The 19,549-nt window shown below is 41.7% G+C and carries 20 protein-coding genes; 6 read left to right on the top strand and 14 right to left on the bottom strand.

Going from position 1 to position 19,549, the window contains the following annotated elements; all coding sequences use genetic code 11:
* Positions 1–11: 11 nt before the first annotated feature.
* The 3 genes from hda (at position 12) to AC4CVD_RS05955 (ending at position 5,080) form a co-directional block, all read left to right on the top strand.
* Positions 12–716: a DnaA regulatory inactivator Hda gene (gene hda, locus AC4CVD_RS05945; RefSeq protein WP_005399729.1), complete on the top strand. Its 705-nt coding sequence runs from the start codon at positions 12–14 to the stop codon at positions 714–716.
* A gap of 122 nt (positions 717–838) precedes the next feature.
* Entirely contained in the window at positions 839–2,644 is a 1,806-nt protein-coding gene (gene rbtA / locus AC4CVD_RS05950) for a rhombotarget A (RefSeq protein ID WP_490752419.1), read from the top strand.
* A 15-nt stretch (positions 2,645–2,659) separates the two neighbouring features.
* Positions 2,660–5,080, top strand: a complete 2,421-nt coding sequence (locus AC4CVD_RS05955) for a CSLREA domain-containing protein (protein WP_490752421.1) — start codon at positions 2,660–2,662, stop codon at positions 5,078–5,080.
* A 76-nt stretch (positions 5,081–5,156) separates the two neighbouring features.
* On the opposite strand, the gene AC4CVD_RS05960 is transcribed toward AC4CVD_RS05955, so the two are convergent.
* From AC4CVD_RS05960 to AC4CVD_RS05980, 5 genes are all read right to left on the bottom strand, one after another.
* Positions 5,157–5,561, bottom strand: a complete 405-nt coding sequence (locus tag AC4CVD_RS05960; RefSeq protein WP_490752422.1) for a DUF3106 domain-containing protein — start codon at positions 5,559–5,561, stop codon at positions 5,157–5,159.
* Positions 5,551–5,868 carry a hypothetical protein gene (locus AC4CVD_RS05965; RefSeq protein ID WP_004693889.1) on the bottom strand — a complete coding sequence of 106 codons (318 nt, stop codon included), beginning with the start codon at positions 5,866–5,868 and terminating at the stop codon, positions 5,551–5,553. Before AC4CVD_RS05965 ends, AC4CVD_RS05960 begins: the two co-directional genes overlap by 11 nt.
* Entirely contained in the window at positions 5,865–6,479 is a 615-nt protein-coding gene (locus AC4CVD_RS05970; RefSeq protein WP_004693886.1) for an RNA polymerase sigma factor, read from the bottom strand. The genes AC4CVD_RS05965 and AC4CVD_RS05970 overlap by 4 nt, the downstream gene beginning before the upstream one ends.
* A gap of 161 nt (positions 6,480–6,640) precedes the next feature.
* Positions 6,641–7,417, bottom strand: coding sequence for a TrmH family RNA methyltransferase (locus tag AC4CVD_RS05975; protein WP_078425975.1), 777 nt, complete (start codon positions 7,415–7,417; stop codon positions 6,641–6,643).
* A 52-nt stretch (positions 7,418–7,469) separates the two neighbouring features.
* Positions 7,470–8,444: a class 1 fructose-bisphosphatase gene (locus AC4CVD_RS05980; RefSeq protein WP_062034683.1), complete on the bottom strand. Its 975-nt coding sequence runs from the start codon at positions 8,442–8,444 to the stop codon at positions 7,470–7,472.
* A 181-nt stretch (positions 8,445–8,625) separates the two neighbouring features.
* Here AC4CVD_RS05980 and AC4CVD_RS05985 point away from each other — a divergent pair, with 181 nt between their 5' ends.
* Complete coding sequence (locus AC4CVD_RS05985) at positions 8,626–8,826, top strand: NF038105 family protein (RefSeq protein WP_490752424.1); 201 nt, start codon at positions 8,626–8,628, stop codon at positions 8,824–8,826.
* A gap of 59 nt (positions 8,827–8,885) precedes the next feature.
* On the opposite strand, the gene pal is transcribed toward AC4CVD_RS05985, so the two are convergent.
* The 6 genes from pal to ybgC all read right to left on the bottom strand — a co-directional run bounded on the left by pal (position 8,886) and on the right by ybgC (position 13,979).
* Positions 8,886–9,455 (bottom strand): peptidoglycan-associated lipoprotein Pal, encoded by a 570-nt coding sequence (gene pal / locus AC4CVD_RS05990; RefSeq protein ID WP_004693879.1) that lies wholly within the window; start codon positions 9,453–9,455, stop codon positions 8,886–8,888.
* A gap of 51 nt (positions 9,456–9,506) precedes the next feature.
* Entirely contained in the window at positions 9,507–10,790 is a 1,284-nt protein-coding gene (gene tolB / locus AC4CVD_RS05995; protein ID WP_490753490.1) for a Tol-Pal system beta propeller repeat protein TolB, read from the bottom strand.
* A 359-nt stretch (positions 10,791–11,149) separates the two neighbouring features.
* Complete coding sequence (gene tolA, locus AC4CVD_RS06000; RefSeq protein WP_490752425.1) at positions 11,150–12,391, bottom strand: cell envelope integrity protein TolA; 1,242 nt, start codon at positions 12,389–12,391, stop codon at positions 11,150–11,152.
* 3 nt (positions 12,392–12,394) lie between these two features.
* Positions 12,395–12,847: a protein TolR gene (gene tolR / locus AC4CVD_RS06005; protein WP_004693872.1), complete on the bottom strand. Its 453-nt coding sequence runs from the start codon at positions 12,845–12,847 to the stop codon at positions 12,395–12,397.
* Entirely contained in the window at positions 12,847–13,545 is a 699-nt protein-coding gene (gene tolQ / locus AC4CVD_RS06010) for a protein TolQ (protein ID WP_004693871.1), read from the bottom strand. The genes tolR and tolQ overlap by 1 nt, the downstream gene beginning before the upstream one ends.
* 26 nt (positions 13,546–13,571) lie before the next feature.
* Complete coding sequence (gene ybgC / locus AC4CVD_RS06015) at positions 13,572–13,979, bottom strand: tol-pal system-associated acyl-CoA thioesterase (protein WP_004693869.1); 408 nt, start codon at positions 13,977–13,979, stop codon at positions 13,572–13,574.
* 220 nt (positions 13,980–14,199) lie between these two features.
* Between ybgC and AC4CVD_RS06020 the strand changes: the two genes are divergently transcribed.
* Both AC4CVD_RS06020 and AC4CVD_RS06025 read left to right on the top strand, forming a co-directional pair.
* Entirely contained in the window at positions 14,200–14,772 is a 573-nt protein-coding gene (locus tag AC4CVD_RS06020) for a hypothetical protein (RefSeq protein ID WP_490752426.1), read from the top strand.
* A 180-nt stretch (positions 14,773–14,952) separates the two neighbouring features.
* Positions 14,953–15,813, top strand: coding sequence for a hypothetical protein (locus tag AC4CVD_RS06025; RefSeq protein WP_490752428.1), 861 nt, complete (start codon positions 14,953–14,955; stop codon positions 15,811–15,813).
* A gap of 131 nt (positions 15,814–15,944) precedes the next feature.
* Here the strand turns inward: AC4CVD_RS06025 and ruvB are convergent, their stop codons facing one another.
* The 3 genes from ruvB to AC4CVD_RS06040 form a co-directional block, all read right to left on the bottom strand.
* A complete protein-coding gene (gene ruvB / locus AC4CVD_RS06030) occupies positions 15,945–16,952 on the bottom strand; it encodes a Holliday junction branch migration DNA helicase RuvB (RefSeq protein ID WP_087010806.1) in 1,008 nt (335 codons plus the stop codon).
* Between the two features lie 285 nt (positions 16,953–17,237).
* Entirely contained in the window at positions 17,238–17,840 is a 603-nt protein-coding gene (gene ruvA, locus AC4CVD_RS06035) for a Holliday junction branch migration protein RuvA (RefSeq protein ID WP_125280477.1), read from the bottom strand.
* Positions 17,841–17,966: 126 nt separating this feature from the next.
* Positions 17,967–19,307, bottom strand: a complete 1,341-nt coding sequence (locus AC4CVD_RS06040; RefSeq protein WP_058869335.1) for a deoxyguanosinetriphosphate triphosphohydrolase — start codon at positions 19,305–19,307, stop codon at positions 17,967–17,969.
* Positions 19,308–19,549 lie beyond the last annotated feature (242 nt).

The following is a 19,549-nucleotide window of genomic DNA, read 5'->3' on the forward strand; positions in this document are numbered from 1 at the left end:
CACAAACCAGCATGCGTCAATTGCAACTAGATATTGAACCCCAACTCGATGCTCGAATCAGTGATTTTTCTGGGCCGGGATGGGGGCCTGTTATCGATGCGATTCGTCAGTTACATGCAGGTTTAATGAATCGTTTTTATGTGTATGGTGGTGCGGGTTCTGGGAAAAGTCATTTGCTTTCAGCAATTTGTGATTCTTATTTAGATGTGGGGAAATCAGCGATTCAGGTTTCATTACTTGAGTTGCTGGATGCACCAACAGAAGCAATTACTTCTTTAGAGCGTTTTGACCTTGTCGCTTTAGATGACATTGAAGCCATCAGCGGTGTGCCGCATTGGCAGAAAGCGGTTTTTCACCTGATCAACTACAACAATGAAGAAGGCGGGCAGTTGGTGTTCTCTTCTCGTGTTGCGCCGATTGAATTAAAACTTGAACTACCCGATTTACAATCTCGCCTGACGCAGGCTGTAAGTGTGAAAGTACCAAATGGAAGTTTGTATGCCGATCGTTCTACATTGGTGATGTCGGTTTTATCGCGCCGTGGGATTCATATCGATCAACAGATTATTGATTATTTACTCGCACATGGGCCACATCAAACCTCGGTATTATTGCAAAGTTTAGAACAACTAATTCAACTGCTAAAAGGTGAGAAAACCAAACTGAGTAATGCGAACCTCAGACAAATTTATGCGCTAATTGACGAATATCGGTAAATCATAATATTACTTGAGAAATTGTCCGAGCTGTGACAGAGTACGAAAAATTGTTAGATATTGCAGGGATTTTGCAATCTAAGAATAAAAAGAAAAGATAAAATAAAAGCAAGGAGATCGTTATGCTCAAGAAGAGCATAGGTGTAGCTACGCTATTGGTGGCGAGTCATGCCTATTCGGACAATATTAAGGTGACCATCACTGACGATATTGTCAAAAATGACACGGAATGTTCACTTCGCGAAGCTATCGACTATATTAATCAAGGTATGCCTGAGGCGGGTTATTATGGCTGCGGGGGCAAAGATGCGATTTCCACCGTCATGCTTGAGAAAAATAAAACCTATTTGCTAAATACCCATCTTGCGATCAAAAAAGATTTAACACTCAGAACAAGTTATGACAGTTCTGCGGGGGAAGAAACTGTTCAAGGTTTAAGTAATGCCATCTTAAAAATGAATGGTTCTGACAACTTATTAAGGGTTGATAATGCTGAGAATGCTTTAATTCGTGTGTTAGTAAAAGAGGTTACTCTACAGGGCTGTGCGAAAGACTGCGGTGTGAATCAAGGTGGTTTAATTTATAACAATGAATATTTAGGTCTTGAATACGTCAAATTAACAGGTGGTTTTGCAGGGCAAGGGGGGGCGATTTACAATGTCGCAACCTTGCTCGAAGATGGTACCAGTCGTAGTCTAGTTGAAATTCGCTCTACTCTGGTTGAGCAAAACCAAGCGGCACAAGGTGCTATTTTGTATGGGGACGCGCCTTCTTTTCGGATTTATAATTCAGTTTTCAAAGAAAATAAAACAACAGATGCAAGCAGTGCCAATATTTACTCTGTCAATAATGCAGCTGTTAAAGAAGATACAACCTTATCCAGTTTAGCATCACGTCTGGTCAGTAGTACCTTTGTGAAAAATACAGGTTATGTCGTGAATGTTCGAGATGGCATGGCTTTGAATAACTTAACGGTGGTGGGAAACAGTAAAGGGATTTATTTCAATCCATCTACAAACTTGGCTTATCTGGCCAATAGTATCGTTTTAGGGAATGCTGAAAATACCATCACACAAAACTGTGCTGGGGATTTAAGTAAAGCAGTTCTTCAGAACAACTTAGTCACACAAAGTGACTGTGGCAGTGGTGCGAGTTATTATTCGAATGAGTTTTGGTCTGGTGCTTTGATTGCAGGCAGTGATGTGGTGGGTGAGTGTAAAACCATGTCTGCAGATGCTGACAGTTTATTGTGTCCTTATATTGTTCCCAACCAAAAATTTTTAGGCTATATCCGTCCACGCATTTTAATGAGTCAGACGCATTGGTTAGATTCTCCAATTGTGAACAAGGGTAAAGTGGTTGTAAACACAACGGATTCTTTAATTGGCTGTGAAAATTCAGATCAGCGTGGTGTGAATCGAAATACGAACAATACCTTTTGTGACCGTGGCGCAATCGAGATTGAAGTCCCAACGACCATTAGCTTAATTGGTGAAGATCTGATAGCGGGGCAAGTAGCTAAACTTTCAGTTGCAGATCTGCTTGGTGATAGTGATCTACTGTCCAAAACCGAATGTGCAAGCTTGTTCAAATCGGCTAAAGCACCAAATGGTGAAGAATGGCAGCAGGGTTGTATGCGGGTGCAGCAGACACAAACGGTATCCAAAGGCAAAGTGGTGATTGATGAACTAGGAAATATTACTTACACGCCAAATGGAGCATGGCATGGTGCTGATATATTCAGGTTACAGTTGGTCACAACCACGACACGTTTTGATGAACATATTCCGTTCATTGAAGTGAATGTACAAATTGTACAGGAACCGCAAAATCATATGGAAAGTGACAAAATTAAAACTTCTGGGGGCAGCACGGGTATTCTGAGCTTACTGGGATTATTTGCTTTAATTTTGCTGCGTCGAAAATAAAAGAAAAGGGCAAACATGAAACACTTTAAAAAAGGACTATTGAGTGTCATGGTGGTAGCTGCTATGACATTAATGGCTGCAGAAGATAGAACAATTTATGTCAACACATTTGAAGATGAAGATAATGTAAACATGAATCAATGTTCACTCCGTGAGGCAATCAAAACAGCCAGCTTAAACAAGGCTTATGGTGGCTGTAGTACTGGGAATACCGGTTCAGGTCAAACCGATTATATTCAGTTAGAAGCTGGGACGTATAAACTGAATAAGGAAATTATTCCCGAGTCTAAAGTGGTTGTTTTTGGGAAAAGCCCATATTTAGATCGTGAAAAAAATCCCATCACTTTTAAGTATCCTGCCCTAGGTGAGTTGACTTCACGGATTGATGCGGGTGGAAAGTCACGTTTATTTAATACCATTACCAAGACCAGTTTGACGCTAGAGAATGTGATTTTAGAAAATGGTTATTCGGCAGATGAAGGCGGTGCTTTATTGGTCGGTGGAGCATTAACCTTAAATAATGCACAAATTCTAAACTCAAAGTCTGATAAAAAAGGTGGAGCACTCTATCTCGTTGGTCTTGGTGAGCATCAGGTGACTGTAAATAATAGTGTATTACAAGGCAACCAAGCGACTGTGGGTAGTGTTCTTGCAATGCAATGCTATGCAGGGCTCTTGGATGTAAAAACCAATATAGAGTTTAGAGCGAATAGTATTATTTCAAATGGTCAGATATCGAATCTAAATACATTCGATTTTTGTGGTAACCCAAAAGTTGCTATGGCGAATAATACCATTGCAAAAAATACAGTAAATTCGACAAATGGAAGCATTATTTATGCCGTCAATACTCGAGATCATAATCTGAGTCTTGAAAGTAATTTCTTATTGTCAAATAACACTATTGTAGAAAACAGTGCAGCGAGCGTTTTGGATTATGACGATTTCGGTACGAAGTCGTTGTATTACAATGTACTTGCATATAATGGAAACACATCATGCCGCTATGTCGGTTCTCAGATACTATCCGACAAATATGATGCAGGTGTGACAGCAGGTTACAATGCGTTTGATACGGTGACCAGTCAGTGTGAACTGGCAGCAAGTGCACGAATACTCGATGGTACGACAGATACTAATGTTGATGTGAAAAATGTGGCTATAGGAAGTCTACTCAGTTCCTTAACTTCGCCATCAAAATATAATTTATTCCGCCCAATGTATTTCCCGAAAGTGAATAGTGGAGGAGTTGATTTACTCGATACCAACAGTAAATTGAGCTGTAATGATAGTGACCAGCGTGGTCTAGACCGTATTGTCGACGGAACATTGATGTTAGCACCTGCGGAAGCTAACAGCTGTGATATCGGATCGGTTGAGTTGCGTCGTTTAGCAGCAGCTGATATTGCTGATTTGAAAAATAGCTCGCAGGCAGAACGTCTTCAGGCGTATGAGAATAATATTAAGGAATTGGAAGAATTAATCGCCAATAAAAACACCAATCCAGACTTTTTGATCGAGTTTAATGAAGAGTTAAAGCGTTATAAAGAGCTTTTAGCGGCAACCAAACTACATCAAAAGTACCGAGCGATTTATGTCGATCCCTTCCAGTTTGTTTTGCAAGATGAGGCTGTGGTCAACACTGCTGATGGAATGTCGGCTTTAAAAGAAATGAACACTGAGAATTACACCATTACAGAAACTCAGGTATTAGGTGTGGGTATACTCAGCGCCAAAGACGGTGTGCTGGATACCTCAAAACTTAGAGCGGACCCAACTTTACGCTGTGAGTGGAAGGATGATTTAAAACAAATCATGATTTATCGCACCGATGGTAAGCCTACAACCAGCACGGAATATGTCTATTGCCAATATAGTGTGAAGAGTAAGGCTACGCAGGCAAGCTCCTCGGGGATTTTAAAAGCGGAGTTTAGCAATATACAACCGATTGCCAAAACGGATGAATACACCCTGAATTATGGTGGCACTTTAAAACTCAATGTAAATCCACTTGCAAATGATAGTGATGATGGTGATGGACCGATTAGTACAGTCGCGGCAGAACATCAGCGTCCAGCATTTCACCGTGATGCGAATGGAAAGGATCTAGCTATTCGTATTGTACGTCAGGATGCAGGCATTAATATTAAGCCAGAACGTACAGGTTCTTGTCCGGGGGAATATGAAAAATATGTATGTTATGGTGGCAATATTGAAGTTGAAGTCCGCAATAATTTCAGTCCATTCCCTTATGAAATTGAATATGTGATCTATGATGCAGAGGCTGAAGAGTCTAAATCTGCGATGATGTATTTTACGAACACCGCTAAAAATACCAATACGGAGGCGAGTGGCGGTGGTGGTGGCTCAATGGGTGGTCTTGGGGTGCTTGGATTGTTGTCATTAGCGTGGTTTAGACAACGACGAAAAATATAAATGTAAGTATAAAAAATGCCTCACATGAGGCATTTTTTATGAGCGTTTCTATAGTATTTATATTCGGCTAAGCATCTTAATGTGTAGCAGTGTTGCTATGGATGTATTTATTAATATATTCATTTCGAATATTCACACGTTCATCTGCATCTGCTTTTTGCATGCGTACACGTAAATCACGTCGTTCTTGGGTGCTCATCTGTTGCCAAGTGTCACGCATTTTTTGCTTTTCTTGCTCAGGTAACTGAGTAAACCAGTCCATACGTTGTTGCAGGGCTGCACTTTGCGCATCGGGCAGTTCTTTAAGAGATTGGTAACGCCCAATCAACGCACGCTGTTCTTCTTCAGACAACGATTCCCATGTTTCAGACACTTGGGTATCTGCATCTTTGGAAAAAATCCAAAAACGATCAAAACCTGCAAAACTGGTTTGTAAAAAACCTAGCGTGCAAAGTGCGAAAGCGACACGTTTAGCTGCCATGTGGAACAGTGTCCTCACCTAAAACCAATAACATTTCTAAATCTTCAACCATTTGAGGTGAAAGTTTAGGAGTCGAAACCACTTGGTTATGTGGTTTTTCATCAAGGGTTACAGAGTTCGGAAGTACGACAAAGCCAGCAATAGCCGCAGCTAAAGCAAAACCAGACATTTTCCAAAGGCCATAACGTGAGGACTTTTGATCTTGAATGTCATCAAGAACATGTTGCATCACCACGGGTTTGTTTTTGTGGTGTTGCGCGAGCCCATCAAGTTTGGAGGTTACTTGCTTTAAGAAATCATCTTTCATTCGGATGATCCTCCTAGATGTGGATTCAAATGTGCGAGAGCATTGCGTAAGCCTTGAATCGCACGGTGGTAATGAGTTTTAACGCTGCCTTCTGAGCAATTCATGATTTGTGCGGTGGTTGCAGTATCAAAACCTTCCCATGCACGTAACATAAATGCTTGCTGCTGACGAACAGGAAGACCAGCAATGGCTTCTTGAATTTCATCCGCAGTGACAGCTTGACTTAAAAAGTCTGAAGGATTCAGGGCTCTTTCATCGACCACCTCATTGACTTCAAAATCGTCATCATCAAGACTGACTTTTTTGAAGAAAGAAAACGGTTGTGCTCGACGTGCTTCTTTACGACGCCAATCCTGTAATTTATTGGTTAAAATGGTATAGAACAGGGGATACCATTCTTCCGTAGATCGATCGGAATAAGATTTATGTAATGAAATAAAGGCTTCTTGCACCAAATCCATGGCGATACCCTGCTGGTTTTGGGTGGCACTTTCCATCATTACTAACGCACGACCAGTCACTTCTTGCATGAAGTTTTTTAGGCGAGACTCGGCGGTACTCTTAAGAGTACTAGAATCTTGCGTTTTAGACTGTTTGGGTGCTAAATCCATAGAGATGGAAAATCCTGTCATCGGATACCCACCATTATTTCCTCAATCATGTGCCTATAACGTTGGAAATAATGGTTTGGTTGACAACACAAGTAATTATTTTTTCTAGTGTAATCTATTTTTTCTGCTGAGCCGACTTTAGTTAATATAACTTAACGATTTTAAAGTCGTTGACGTACCATTTCAAAAAAGCAGATTGAACCCGCAATAGCGACATTGAGAGATTCTTGGCCACCGGGCTGTGGGATGCTCAGTGCTTGAGCATGTGCCAAAGCAAAGTCAGAAACTCCTTGGCCTTCATTGCCTAAGATCCAGACACAAGCTTGTGTTAAATCTTTTTGATATAAACTTTCAGCCTGATGTGAGCTGGTCACATACACTGGAATTTCAAAACGTTCGAGTACATCTTCGATGGCAACGTTTTCATAGGTGTTGAGTGAGAAGTGTGCACCCATGCCTGCGCGTAATACACGTGGTGACCAGAGCGCAGCAGAACCTTTGGTACAAATAACTTGCTTAATACCTGCTGCAGCAGCAGAACGGAGCAGTGTACCTACATTGCCTGGATCTTGAATGTTTTCCAAAATCAAGGTATCCAAGCTAAAGTCTACACTTTGGCTTGAACTTGGTAAGTCTACAACTGCCAAGAAGGGCAAAGTGGTTCCTAATGTGCTTAAGTCACGATATAGGCTTTCAGCAATGACAAAAACAGCACCCTCATATTCATCTAGAATATCGCAAATATCAGGGTGTTCGAGTGCATTTTCAGTGGTGAAAATAGAATTGAGTTTCTTCTTTTTTTCAACCCAAGCTAAGCCTAAGTGTGTCCCTTCAAGCACAGTTTGACCTTGCTTTTTACGGTAGCTACTTTGCTCTATTAAACCGCGCAGATGTTTAATCTTTGGGTTGTCTTTTGATTCAAGAAAAACGATTGACATGGGAGAGACTCATGCGCATAACGCTTCAGATGGCTATGCGCATTTAAAAAAATTAGTTGTGGTAGCCGGTCACTAAATCGACTTCGTTTTTAGAGCCAATAATCACAGGGACACGTTGGTGTAGGTCAGTTGGTTCGATGTCTAAAATACGAACGCGACCCGTTGTTGATGCACCGCCAGCTTGTTCAATTAGCATACTCATAGGGTTTGCTTCATACATTAAACGCAGGCGACCTGCTTTCTTCGGATCTTTGAGGTCGTATGGATACATGAAAATCCCGCTACGGCAAAGAATACGGTGAATGTCGCCCACCATACAAGCCACCCAACGCATATTGAAGTCTTTCTCACGTGGGCCTGTTTTACCTGCGAGAAGTTCTTCAATATAACGTTTTACTGGGTTTTCCCAGTGGCGTTGGTTTGATGAGTTAATGGCATATTCTTTGGTATCTGCTGCCACTTGAATATTTTCAGAGGTGAGCAAGAATTGTTGAGTTTCTGGGTCAAAGGTAAAGAACACCGTACCTGCGCCGACTGTTAGTGCCAACATGGTTGATGGGCCATAAAGTACATAACCCGCAGCAACTTGCTGGTTGCCTGCTTGCATAAAGTCTTCAGCTTGTGTCACTGCATTTTTTGCAGGCAAGATTGAGAAAATAGTACCCACACACATATTGATGTCGATGTTGCTTGAACCATCAAGTGGGTCAAATAAAACTAAATATTTGCCATTTTCTTGAGCTGGCGTGAATTCATCCAATTCTTCAGACGCTAAGCCACCAACTTGTGGGTGGACTTTTAGAGCATCAATCAAATAATCATTTGAAATCACATCCAGTTTTTTCTGTTCTTCACCTTGCACGTTTTCATGCTGCGCGCTACCTAAGACACCAGCTAAAGCACCTTTTTGTAAAGCTTGATCGATGGTTTGGCAAGTAGCAGCAATGGTGCTAATTACTTGTGCCAATTCAGGCGTAAGATTTCCCGTTTGTTGTTCTAAAAATTGGGACAGATTGAGATATGACATAAGGGGGAGGACTCCACTAAAACTTGAATACGTAACAAAATCAACATTGCGCTATATTTTAGTCGAGAACGAGACAAAAGAACAATTAAACTCGACTATTTGCTGCGATTTTACCCTTGCAAGTCTTGTGGAAAGTGCTATGTTGATGGAAGGAATATCAGGTAAAAATAGGAGCACAACAATGACAACGCAAAAATTTGATGCGACTCCAACGCCGAGCGAAGGGATTAACTTAGATGATATTTCAGACGATAGCGTGAAAAAAGCGTGGCAAGATTACGAAGCAAAGGCTGAGTATAAAAAGTTCAATAAACATGACATGATTGAATCTATGCAACATACTGAAGAATCTGATGAAAATCCCAAGCCTGAGCGAGTTTAAGTCATAAAAAAGCGCTCATCGAAAGGAGCGCTTTTTTTATTTCAGTTGTAATACCAGCATTATTTTAAAAGTGGTGGCACTGCTTCGTAGTTAATTTCTACGCGACGGTTTTCTTTCCATGCATTTTCGTCATGGCCTGCATTGATTGGCATTTCTTTACCGTAACTAACTGCTTCAAGCTGGTTCGGACTCACACCTGTGGTGATTAAGAAACTTTCAACCGCTTTGGCACGACGTTCACCCAATGCCATATTGTATTCACGTGTACCGCGCTCATCGGTATGACCTGTTAACGCCACACGCGAATTTGCATTTGCCATTAAGAACTGCGCATGAGCTTGTAGCGTTTGGTAATCATCATTGCTGAGGTCGCTACTGTCATAGTCAAAATGTACAACGCGTTTTGCTAAAAATGCTTTGTTGGCTTCAGTTACGCCTTTTGCCGATGCACCTGCAAGATTTTGTGCATTTAAAGCTGCATCTTCACTTAGACCTTGAGTATTGACTGTGGTTGAGCCATTTGGGTTTTGACCTGCTTCAATTGTTGCAGCAGGTTTACGGCTCGCACATCCTGTAACTACAAGAGCAGTCGCTAAGATTGGAAGGGCTAAAAGTTTGATCGATTTCATTCTTCATCTCCATGAAAATTGATGATTATTAAATGTCTAGTCATTAAAAAGTTATTTGGGTGCCCAAGCAGGTTCACGGACTTCACCTTGTTCACTTGGTAAATTCATACGGAAACGGCCATCCAGTGACATGATCGACAACAAACCACGTGAACCTTCACGCGTTGCATAGACTACCATCTGCCCATTTGGGGAAAAACTTGGTGATTCATCCAAACTGGTTGGCGTTAAAATATTGGTGACACTTGAGTTTAAATCTTGAATAGCGACTTTATAGTTACTGCCGCTTGGACGGTGAACCAGTGCCAGTTTTTTGCCATCGGCACTGAGCGTACCACGTGCATTGAATGCGCCACGGAAGGTCAGACGGTTATAACTGCTATTTGCCAAGTCATAACGGTAAATTTGTGCAGAACCACCACGATCAGAAGTAAAGATAAATGACTTACCATCTGGCGCATAACGCGCTTCAGTATCAATTGCACTGTCGTTGGTCATACGCTGCAGTTGACGGGTTTCCAAGTTCATTTGGTAAATTTCTGGGTTGCCATGCATAGAAGCGGTGAACAACATACTTTTGCCGTCTGGAGAAAAGCTTGGTGCACCATTTAGACCACGGAAGCTAGCAAGCTTTTCGCGAGCACCTGTGGAAAGGTCTTGGACATAAATTGCAGGGCGTTTGGTTTCAAACGATACATAAGCGATTTTCTTGGCATCTGGTGTCCAAGCAGGCGATAAAATGGGGTCGCGTGAGGTTAAAATTGTACGTGGTTGCTCACCATCAGTATCCGCGATTTGTAGAGTATAGCGTTGCTCTGGTGTAGCAGGATTACGTAGCACATAAGCAATACGACCGCTAAAGTCCCCAGGAATACCAGTTAATGCTTGATAAATAGCATCACTAATCATGTGTGCAGCAGAACGAACGCGTGATGCTGGAACAGTTAATAATTCATTTAAAAGATATTGTTGTTTTTGGACATCATACAGCTGGTAATGAACTTCATAGCTGCCATTTTCAGTGGTTTTTACTGTTCCTGTAACGACATATGGAACACCTGCTGCTTGCCAGTTGGCTGCGTTCGGATTATTCATGCTGGCCGTTGCAGGTAAACTTTTTGAAGCGCTGGTAAATTTCCCTGAGCGGTTTAAATCCGTTTCAATAATGGGATAGAGACTGCTGTCATTGCTAAAAGGTACGATTGCAATTTTAGGCGCTTCTTCAGGTGCTTTTGCAATTTCTAAATGAAGCTGAGCATGCGCTTGCGTCACAAAGACTGGGCTGAAAGCAGTTAAAATGGCTAGGCTAAGAAGGTGTTTACGCGTCATTTCCATCATTCGTTATTTACTCAAACAAACGGCTTTTATTGTGGGTTTAATTGTTCTACATAATGGCATGATTTTCTAATATTAAAAGCATGAAATTATGACTGATCTGTTATAACACTGTGAAAAATGAGTAAGAATTAAGTCGTTGAAGCGTAAATACAAAAACGCATAGGTAGATATGTGTGATAAGGGGGAGTGGCGACTCGCTTGTATGGAGTGAAATATCGACTGAAATTAAAGATATTGCACGGATTGTTATTGAAAGCTAAAACAGATTAAACGTATTTAAAATACGTCATTTGAGTACTTAAAAATACTGTGGATATGGCTGGAAAAATCCCCCTGACTGTTCAGAGGGATTTGGGTTATTTCGCAGTAAAGGATGAGGTAAAGCTTTGTGCTTGCCGGCGTGCTTCTGGATCTGAAGGCATTGGATAGGGTGCAGCAGAACGAACAGCTGCTTCAACGCTGGCTTTCATGTCCGGGTCACTGGAGCTCACGATCACAGAGCGTACAGCACCACTATCCGAAAGCGTGACACGTGCAGTCGCGGTTTTACCCGTTGAACCTGCTGGGGTATCCCAAGCACGCTTAATTTTATTTTCAAAGTCGCGCTTTGCTGTTGAAGCAATTTGCTTTGCTTCAGCTTTCTTTTGCGCGGCTTCTTCGGCAGCTTGTTTTGCAGATGAAGCACGTGCTTCTTCAGCCGCACGCTCTTTGGCTTCGGCATCGGCTTTACGTTTGGCATCAGCGGCGGCTTTGGCTTTTTCGGCATCAGCTTTGGCTTTTGCGTCAGCATTTGCTTTAGCTTTATCCGCATCAGCCTTACGTTTCGCATCAGCGTCAGCTTTGGTCTTCGCTGCATCTGCTTTAGCTTTAGCTTTAGCATCGGCATTTGCCTTGGCTTTATCGGCGTCTGCTTTGGCTTTTGCATCAGCGGCGGCTTTCGCTTTGTCCGTATCGGCTTTGGCCTTTGTATCAGCGTCTTGCTTCTGCTTTTTAGCGAGATCCGCTTTCTTTTGTGCCTCTAGCTTCGCTTTTTGTACTGCCTCTGCTTTTTTCAATGCTTCTAAGTTTGCTCGGCGTTTGGCGTCTGCTTCGGCTTTCGCCGCTGCATCTGCTTTGGTTTTCTCAGCATTTTTAGCTTGCTCCGCTGCACGGGCTGCAGCACGTTCTTGCTGAGCTTGTAGTTTTTCAGCTTCAGCCTTTGCACGTGCCTGAATCTGCTGCTGTAATTCAGCTTTACGCGCTGCCGCTTCAGCAGCTTTAGCATCCGCTGCTGCTTTTTGAGAGTCGACTTTTGGCACAACGGGTGTTATAGGTGGTGCTGTTGGGATAACAGGTGCAGGCTCTACAGCGGGCGGGGCAGTTTGTGTGATTTCTTTGGCGACATTTTCATGTGCTGTTTCCGTAAACTCTGTTTCTTCAAGCGTAACAGGCTTTAAGTCCTCAGGTTTGATGAGCACAGTTCTAATTTGCTTCGGTGGCTCTGGTGGTTTACTCATACCAAGATAAAGTAAGCCAACAACAGCAATCACATGGACACCAACGGTAAATCCAAGCGCGATGGCTTTTTGTTTAAAAGGTGGCTTTTTAAAATCTTTCATAAATTACTTTAATGGCTCTGTGAGTAATCCAACTTGGCTGAGACCCGCTTCTTGGAGGCTGTTCATGAGCGACATGACTTCGCCATAAGAGCGTGACTGTTCACCTTCCACAACAACGGTTAAAGTTTTATTTTCAGCCTGAGCTTGTTGCTGTGCTTCACTTAAAATAGACGTCAATTCAGATAAAGCCAAAGGTTCAGCTGAACTGTGTGTTTTATATTTAAGGAAATAGCGACCTTCTTTATCTAAGCTGACCATTGCAGGTGCATCTTTTGATTCAATGGGGTTGCCATTGGCCTGAGGAAGATCGACATTGATGCCGCTGGTAATCATGGGTGCGGTGACCATAAAAATCACTAATAATACGAGCATGACGTCAATATATGGGACGACGTTCATCTCACTTTTTAGTGGTTTCTTAATGCGCTCGAAGCGTCCTGAACGTTGAATTGCCATTAGTCATGTTCCTTAGTTTCACCCAAAGACTGACGTTGTAATAACGCAACCATTTCTTCTGCAAATAAAGCACGATCGGAGTAAACCGTTTCACCTTTTCCTGTGTAATGGTTAAATGCCAATACTGCAGGAATCGCTGCAAATAAACCAATCGCTGTAGCAATGAGGGCTTCAGCAATACCAGGTGCAACCGTTGCAAGGGTGACTTGATCTACGTCTGCTAAACCGATGAATGCATTCATGATGCCCCAAACGGTACCAAATAAGCCAACATACGGGGCCACAGAACCAATGCTGGCCAAAGCACCTAAGCCTTGTTCAAGTTGGCTTTGGTCACGACTTAGACCGACGCGTAAAATACGTTCTGTGCCTTCAATGGTTTGTGCTGGAGCAGCATTGCGTTTTTTTAGTTTTAAAAACTCGCCTAAACCTTGATAAAAAATATCCTCAAGGCCGACACGTTTGGAGTTAAGTTGCGCATTGTTATACAGCGTATTCAGTTCAGCACCTGACCAAAAAATTTTTTGAAAATGGTCATCGTCTGCCTGTGCTTTTTTATAACTCATGTGTAACTTGGCAATCAGATACCAGCTAAACAGCGAGGCCAAAAGTAAAGCCAGCATTACCAGTTGTACGACTGGGCTTGCTTGTAATATTAGATCTGAAACTTGAAGAGATGATTCGAGTTGAGTTGCCATAGTTACTACATGTGCCAATAATTTTTTTAGTCTTGTCCTAATTCTTTTAGAATCAGTTCGCGGATTTCATCGGGAAGTCGACGTGGTTTCATTTCTGAACTGATACATGCCAATTCGACCTCACCAGATGCAAGCATGATTTCACCACGATAAATATTTTGTTGCAACACAAATGACGTAGCCTTACACGAAACAACACTTGCTGTAACAGTAATTAAATCATCCATTAAAATTGGACGTGAATATTTCACATTAATTTTGTGTACAACGAAGTTATAGTCTTTTTGATGCCAGTAATGATCTACACCAGAAGCTCGTAACCACTCAGTACGGGTACGCTCCATAAAGCGAATATGATTGGCGTGGTAAACAATGCCACCTGCATCAGTATCTTCAATATAGACACGAATGTTGAATTCAAATTTATTCGCCATGAGAGTATTCCGTTTTCCAGTTGTACGAGTCGATTTAGATTGACTTGGCGCTTTTATATTTAAGGACAGGGTCTTAAAATTGGTGCACGTCAAAGTACTAATGCGTCGCAGTTTAGCATTATGAGATTTCACTCCAATGGCACAAGATGTCAAATATTGTGATTCATGGCTGTTGCGGGAGTTAAGCGCTGTATGGCTATAAAAATATAAGGATAAGGGAATGAATGGTTGTTTTAAGCTGCTGCTTATTTTGGCTGTGGCATTTGTGCTGTGGACATATTGGCTTAAGCCTGAGCAAGGAAGCAGAAGTTTAGAGTTATATTCACCAACTGAAAATGTACAGCAAGTTGAAGGCTACACAATTACTTCCTTAGAACCATATGCGGGAGAGTTTCGTGTGTTGGCGCGTGAAAACTATAGGATGGGTCGTGAAGCAGAGCTAAGTCCTGTGGATTTTGCTTTGGGTTGGAACGAGATGGCGAAGCCTGAAGTCTACAAGCAACTATCTATTACACAAAGTAATCGTTGGTATTATTGGCGTTATGAGAACAATCCACCCATTCCAGTAAATGACATTGCCTCGAGTAGTGCCAATACGCATTTGATCCCAGCCAATAAAGTTGTTGCACAAAAACTTGCAGATATTGATGTAGACGACATGGTTTATTTAAAAGGGCAACTGGTTGAAGTTAAATCGACTGATGGTTGGACATGGCGCAGTTCACTGAGTCGGACAGACACAGGAAATGGGGCGTGTGAGTTAATGCTGGTCGAAGAGGTGAGGGTGATGTAAATTGAACAAGATTCAGAGTAAGGCTAGTTTAAGTATCTTGCACAATTCAGATATATTCTGAATTCCGATATTCGACATGGTGAAGTATGTAAATCAGACATGTAGCTTGTTTAGTGAAGTGGAAAAGGTAAGTCCATAGTCTTTACTAACTAACATAAAAAAATAAGAGAAAGTTGTTTTATGGCAAAGAAGCTTTTAGGAATAACTCTTAGCGCATTTATATTAATAGCTTGTGACTCTAATAAAGAACTAGAAACTCAAGAGTTTATAACACCACGCGACCAATATGGCGCACGTTATAGTGTAGGCGATTTAGGAGGGAAGCCTGTTAACCTTGGTAGAGAAGCGCCTTGGGTTGAATATGACGATAATTCAGGTTTCGTAACAGGTAAGAAATATAAACGCAAGACGCGGACCTATCAATCTAAAATTCAGGTCTTTGGGTTTGATATGCGTTATACCGATGGATTGGTTTTAGTCGATTATTATAAAGCATCACCTTATTCAAGCGAACAATATAATGCAGAAATTAACTTGCCTGATAATCATTGGCTAAGTGTAAGTGTATATGCAGATAGGCATTATAATGGCGATTTATCAACGAAATTAATCAATTCAACGTTGGATACAAAAATAACATCAAAAAAACATTTAGAGGAATTCAATTTTAGGGATATATATTTGCCTAGTGATGAGTATGAATATGGTCTACAGAAATATATTCCTCATCCTAAATGGGTGAAACGAAATAAGGAATTAATAGCTATAAATACGGGGTCTAATGCTTTATACGATATAGATGATTTATATGTTGAAAAAAATGAAAAAGGAAAGGTACTTACCTTAATTACATGTGGAGATTCGGAAAATCCAATAGCACGTGAATGTAAACAGGAATTTGTTTTGAAGCCTGAAATGAGAGCTCGTGTTACTACTATATTTCAAAGTGTTCATTTGCAGGATTGGAAAATCATTCAATTAAAAGCAAAAAAAGTCGTACAGGGTTTTATTGTCGAACCTAATAATTATAACGGTGTATAACATGACAGCTATAAACATACTTAGGATAATCTGATCATCAATTCAATTTTTAATATCTTATATGTCTTTATCTAAGTGACTTCAAATTATTTTAAATCAGTAAGAAAAAGGGAGATTCACTCCCTTTTTAATCATTTTTCTTTTGGTTCGGGCGGTGTCATACCAAACTGCAAATACGCCATATTGGTGGCAATACGGCCACGGGCTGTCCGCATGACATAACCTTGTTGAATCAAATATGGTTCAATCACATCTTCTAAAGTACCTGAGTCTTCAGCCATCGCTGCTGCCAGAGCTTCTACACCACCAGGGCCGCCATCAAAACGTTCAAGTAACATACTCAAATAACGACGGTCTAAAGTGTCTAAACCATCTTTATCGACATTGAGCATATCGAGGGCACGCTGAGCCATATCTTGTGTCACTTCACCAGTACCTTTGACTTGCGCATAGTCACGAACTCGACGTAGTAAACGGTTGGCGATACGCGGTGTACCACGTGAACGACGTGCAATTTCTGCTGAACCTTCACGTGTAATAGGTACATCCATCAAATTGGCTGAACGAGTCACAATATGCGTTAAGTCAGTGACTGAATAGAACTCAAGGCGTTGCACGATGCCAAAACGGTCACGTAAAGGAGAGGTGAGGAGTCCAGCACGTGTGGTTGCGGCAACTAAAGTAAAAGGGGGTAAGTCGAGCTTAATTGAACGAGCCGCAGGACCTTCACCAATCATAATGTCGAGTTGGTAGTCTTCCATGGCTGGGTAAAGAATTTCTTCAATCACGGGGGAAAGACGGTGAATTTCGTCGATGAATAGCACATCACCTTCTTCAAGGTTGGTCAGCATTGCTGCCAAATCCCCAGCCCGTTCTAGTACGGGGCCTGAAGTCGACTTGAGGTTTCCACCCATTTCACGGGCAATAATATTGGCAAGTGTGGTTTTACCTAGTCCCGGTGGACCAAAAATTAAGGTGTGATCGAGGGCTTCACCACGACCACGTGCTGCGCCAATAAAGATTTCCATTTGTTCACGAACCACGGGCTGACCGATGTAGTCATCGAGTGAGGTCGGGCGGATAGCGCGGTCGATATGATCTTCGGGTTTTTCGGAACCACCGATGAGACGGTCTTGCATATATTATTTAAACTTTAGGTGAATATGCTTTGTAGCAAAATGTCAGAAAAGAAAGTATATACCTTGGCGGAGTCTTTCCATTTTCAAGCGAAACTCAGGAATAACCTGCGGTTCGCCTTACTTTTGTTTTGGCAAAAGTAAGCAAAACCACCGTCATTCGCAAAACTCATCGAATGAAAGTTCGTATCGACTATATCGCAGAAACATTAATGTGCAAATGTCTCCTGACTCGAACAGTTGCGAATGACACTTACGTGTATCAAATGTTGTCTTGATTGAAGCGCTTTATTTATTCATCGATTTGAGTGCAGCACGGATGATGTCGCTTGCTTCAGTGAAATCACCTTTTGCAGCATTGACCAATTTCTGTGCTTCTAAAGGTTTGTACCCTAAAGACTGTAAGGCCGCTTCAGCTTCTGCCACGGCAGAGTTGCCTGTGAACTGGATTTGTTCAACAGTTGAGTTGCTTGGTACTGTGCCTGAAGACATCGCTTTAAAGCGATCACGTAATTCGATCATGAGGCGTTCAGCGGTTTTTTTACCCACCCCCGGTACTTTGACCAGTGTGTTGATATCTTCATGTTCGACAGTATGAATGAGCATATCGACACTGAGTGTGGATAAAATACCTAAAGCCATTTTAGGGCCGACACCGTTGACCTTTAATAGGGTGCGAAAAATGATTTTTTCTTGTTGATGCAAAAAGCCATAAAGCAGTTGAGCATCCTCACGCACGGCAAGGTGCGTCCATAAGGTGATTTTCTGGCCTTTTTGTAGTTGGCAGAAGGTCGTCAGTGGTGTATCAATTTCATAACCAACACCATTTACATTTAAAAGTACGGTGGGTGCTTCTAGTGCGAAGACTTCACCAATAAGACATCCGATCATGTTGTGCGATTCACTTTTTTATCAATGGTTGCATAGTAGTGAGCATTGCGCAGAAAGGCAAAAGGCTCACGGAAAATTGAGTTCGGATTGATGGCTTTATCATCAAACTGGATGTTGATGACTTATTTAAATTAATCCTGCCTTATTGCCTTGTAACTCTTGAGACAAGTTGTACGCTTGGTGGTCTGAAAATTTAGAAATAATATCTAAGACCTGCATGATATTTTCATAGTGGTTGCTACCAAAGTGCGCACCAGAACGACATAAAATAGCCATTAAGCGTTGTTCTTTAAAGCTCAATGTTTTATGCGGTGTAGTGAGCGGAATAAAGGCATCTAAAATGTTTTGTAAACTTTGATGGGCAATAATTTCCAAACCCGCTTTTTGTGGGTGTTCAAATATTTTATCGCGGGCTAAATCCTTTGCACGGTTAATGCCTAACTCAATATCAGCAGCGCAGTATTGCAGTAAGCTGCCAGCTAGTTGTCCGTTTAAAATTTCAAAATGATGCTTAGCAAAAGCCGATGTGACTTCTTCAACCAGACGTTTCATCACTCGTCCGCGCAGGGCTGCAATTTTTTGCTGCCAAGTCGTATCTGGCATCGACAGTTCAGTTGGTGCGCTGTATTCACCCAGCAAGCTTAAAAAAATCGGTTCAACTTCTTCATAAGACAACATGTTTAAGATAATGCCATCTTCAAGGTCAATCAGGGCGTAGCAAATATCATCTGCGGCTTCAAGTAAATAAGTCAGTGGATGACGACAATAGTGATATTCACCCAGTTGAATCAGTCCGAGTTGCTCTGCAATTTGTTGCAGGATTTCTTTTTCTGCTTGATAGCAGCCAAATTTGGCACGTTTACTGGCAGGGGTATTGCCTTGTGACTCGATGGTTTTAGACAACCATGGATATTTTAAGTAAGCCCCAAGTGTTGCATAAGTCAGACGCATGCCACCATCATTAGGGTGATAGTCAATTTTAGTCAGTAAGCGTAGACCTTGGGCATTACCTTCAAACTGACGCACATCGGCTTGTTCTTCTGCGGAAAGCTTCTCTAAAAAGTTTCCATGTGATGCATCGTCAAACCATTCACGAATGGCATATTCACCCGCATGACCAAACGGTGGGTTCCCAATATCATGTGCTAAACAAGCCGCTTGAATAATGGCTCCAACATCGGCAGGGGAAATCCACATTGGTAGTTCATCTTTGATCTTTTCCGCTGCCAGCATGCCAAGAGAGCGGCCAATACAGGAGACTTCAAGCGAATGCGTTAAACGAGTATGAATGCCATCGTGTTGAGTCAGTGGATGGACTTGGGTTTTTCGGTTCAGTTGACGAAAACTTTGGGAAAAAATAATTCGATCATAATCTTTGTGAAATGGGCTACGTGCCAATTCGGTATTTTGTTTTTTACTTCCAATACGAACTGTTGAGAGCAGTTCTAACCAACGCATTTGCATCATTTATCGTTATTCAGTGAGTTATTGGCTTCATCATGCCAAAAAAGTGTGACGAGCTCTAGAGGGCTGCGACATAAGTTGTCTTTTAATCTACGCAGTATGAAGTTTTCGGAAATAGAACATCTTAAAGCAGTCTTGTTTGTTCTCAAGGAGGCTATCAACTTCTTTATTTGTAGCCTGAGTATCAATTGAAAATGGTTTTTAGAACCCAACAAAAGCCCAAAAGTCGGGCATCTTTGAAATTT

The sequence above is a fragment of the Acinetobacter sp. LipI_23 genome, from assembly GCF_058243045.1.

Excerpts from the sequence above, each read along its gene's own strand:
- pal (WP_004693879.1), bottom strand. The coding sequence starts at position 9,455 with ATGAAATCGATCAAACTTTTAGCCCTTCCAATCTTAGCGACTGCTCTT.
- ruvA (WP_125280477.1), bottom strand. The coding sequence starts at position 17,840 with ATGATCGGATGTCTTATTGGTGAAGTCTTCGCACTAGAAGCACCCACC.
- AC4CVD_RS05955 (WP_490752421.1), top strand. The coding sequence starts at position 2,660 with ATGAAACACTTTAAAAAAGGACTATTGAGTGTCATGGTGGTAGCTGCT.
- tolR (WP_004693872.1), bottom strand. The coding sequence starts at position 12,847 with ATGGCAATTCAACGTTCAGGACGCTTCGAGCGCATTAAGAAACCACTA.
- AC4CVD_RS05960 (WP_490752422.1), bottom strand. The coding sequence starts at position 5,561 with ATGGCAGCTAAACGTGTCGCTTTCGCACTTTGCACGCTAGGTTTTTTA.
- AC4CVD_RS05965 (WP_004693889.1), bottom strand. The coding sequence starts at position 5,868 with ATGAAAGATGATTTCTTAAAGCAAGTAACCTCCAAACTTGATGGGCTC.
- AC4CVD_RS05975 (WP_078425975.1), bottom strand. The coding sequence starts at position 7,417 with ATGTCAATCGTTTTTCTTGAATCAAAAGACAACCCAAAGATTAAACAT.
- AC4CVD_RS06040 (WP_058869335.1), bottom strand. The coding sequence starts at position 19,307 with ATGATGCAAATGCGTTGGTTAGAACTGCTCTCAACAGTTCGTATTGGA.
- AC4CVD_RS06020 (WP_490752426.1), top strand. The coding sequence starts at position 14,200 with ATGAATGGTTGTTTTAAGCTGCTGCTTATTTTGGCTGTGGCATTTGTG.
- ybgC (WP_004693869.1), bottom strand. The coding sequence starts at position 13,979 with ATGGCGAATAAATTTGAATTCAACATTCGTGTCTATATTGAAGATACT.
- AC4CVD_RS05970 (WP_004693886.1), bottom strand. The coding sequence starts at position 6,479 with ATGGATTTAGCACCCAAACAGTCTAAAACGCAAGATTCTAGTACTCTT.
- tolB (WP_490753490.1), bottom strand. The coding sequence starts at position 10,790 with ATGGAAATGACGCGTAAACACCTTCTTAGCCTAGCCATTTTAACTGCT.
- ruvB (WP_087010806.1), bottom strand. The coding sequence starts at position 16,952 with ATGCAAGACCGTCTCATCGGTGGTTCCGAAAAACCCGAAGATCATATC.
- AC4CVD_RS05980 (WP_062034683.1), bottom strand. The coding sequence starts at position 8,444 with ATGTCATATCTCAATCTGTCCCAATTTTTAGAACAACAAACGGGAAAT.
- tolQ (WP_004693871.1), bottom strand. The coding sequence starts at position 13,545 with ATGGCAACTCAACTCGAATCATCTCTTCAAGTTTCAGATCTAATATTA.
- rbtA (WP_490752419.1), top strand. The coding sequence starts at position 839 with ATGCTCAAGAAGAGCATAGGTGTAGCTACGCTATTGGTGGCGAGTCAT.
- AC4CVD_RS06025 (WP_490752428.1), top strand. The coding sequence starts at position 14,953 with ATGGCAAAGAAGCTTTTAGGAATAACTCTTAGCGCATTTATATTAATA.
- AC4CVD_RS05985 (WP_490752424.1), top strand. The coding sequence starts at position 8,626 with ATGACAACGCAAAAATTTGATGCGACTCCAACGCCGAGCGAAGGGATT.
- hda (WP_005399729.1), top strand. The coding sequence starts at position 12 with ATGCGTCAATTGCAACTAGATATTGAACCCCAACTCGATGCTCGAATC.
- tolA (WP_490752425.1), bottom strand. The coding sequence starts at position 12,391 with ATGAAAGATTTTAAAAAGCCACCTTTTAAACAAAAAGCCATCGCGCTT.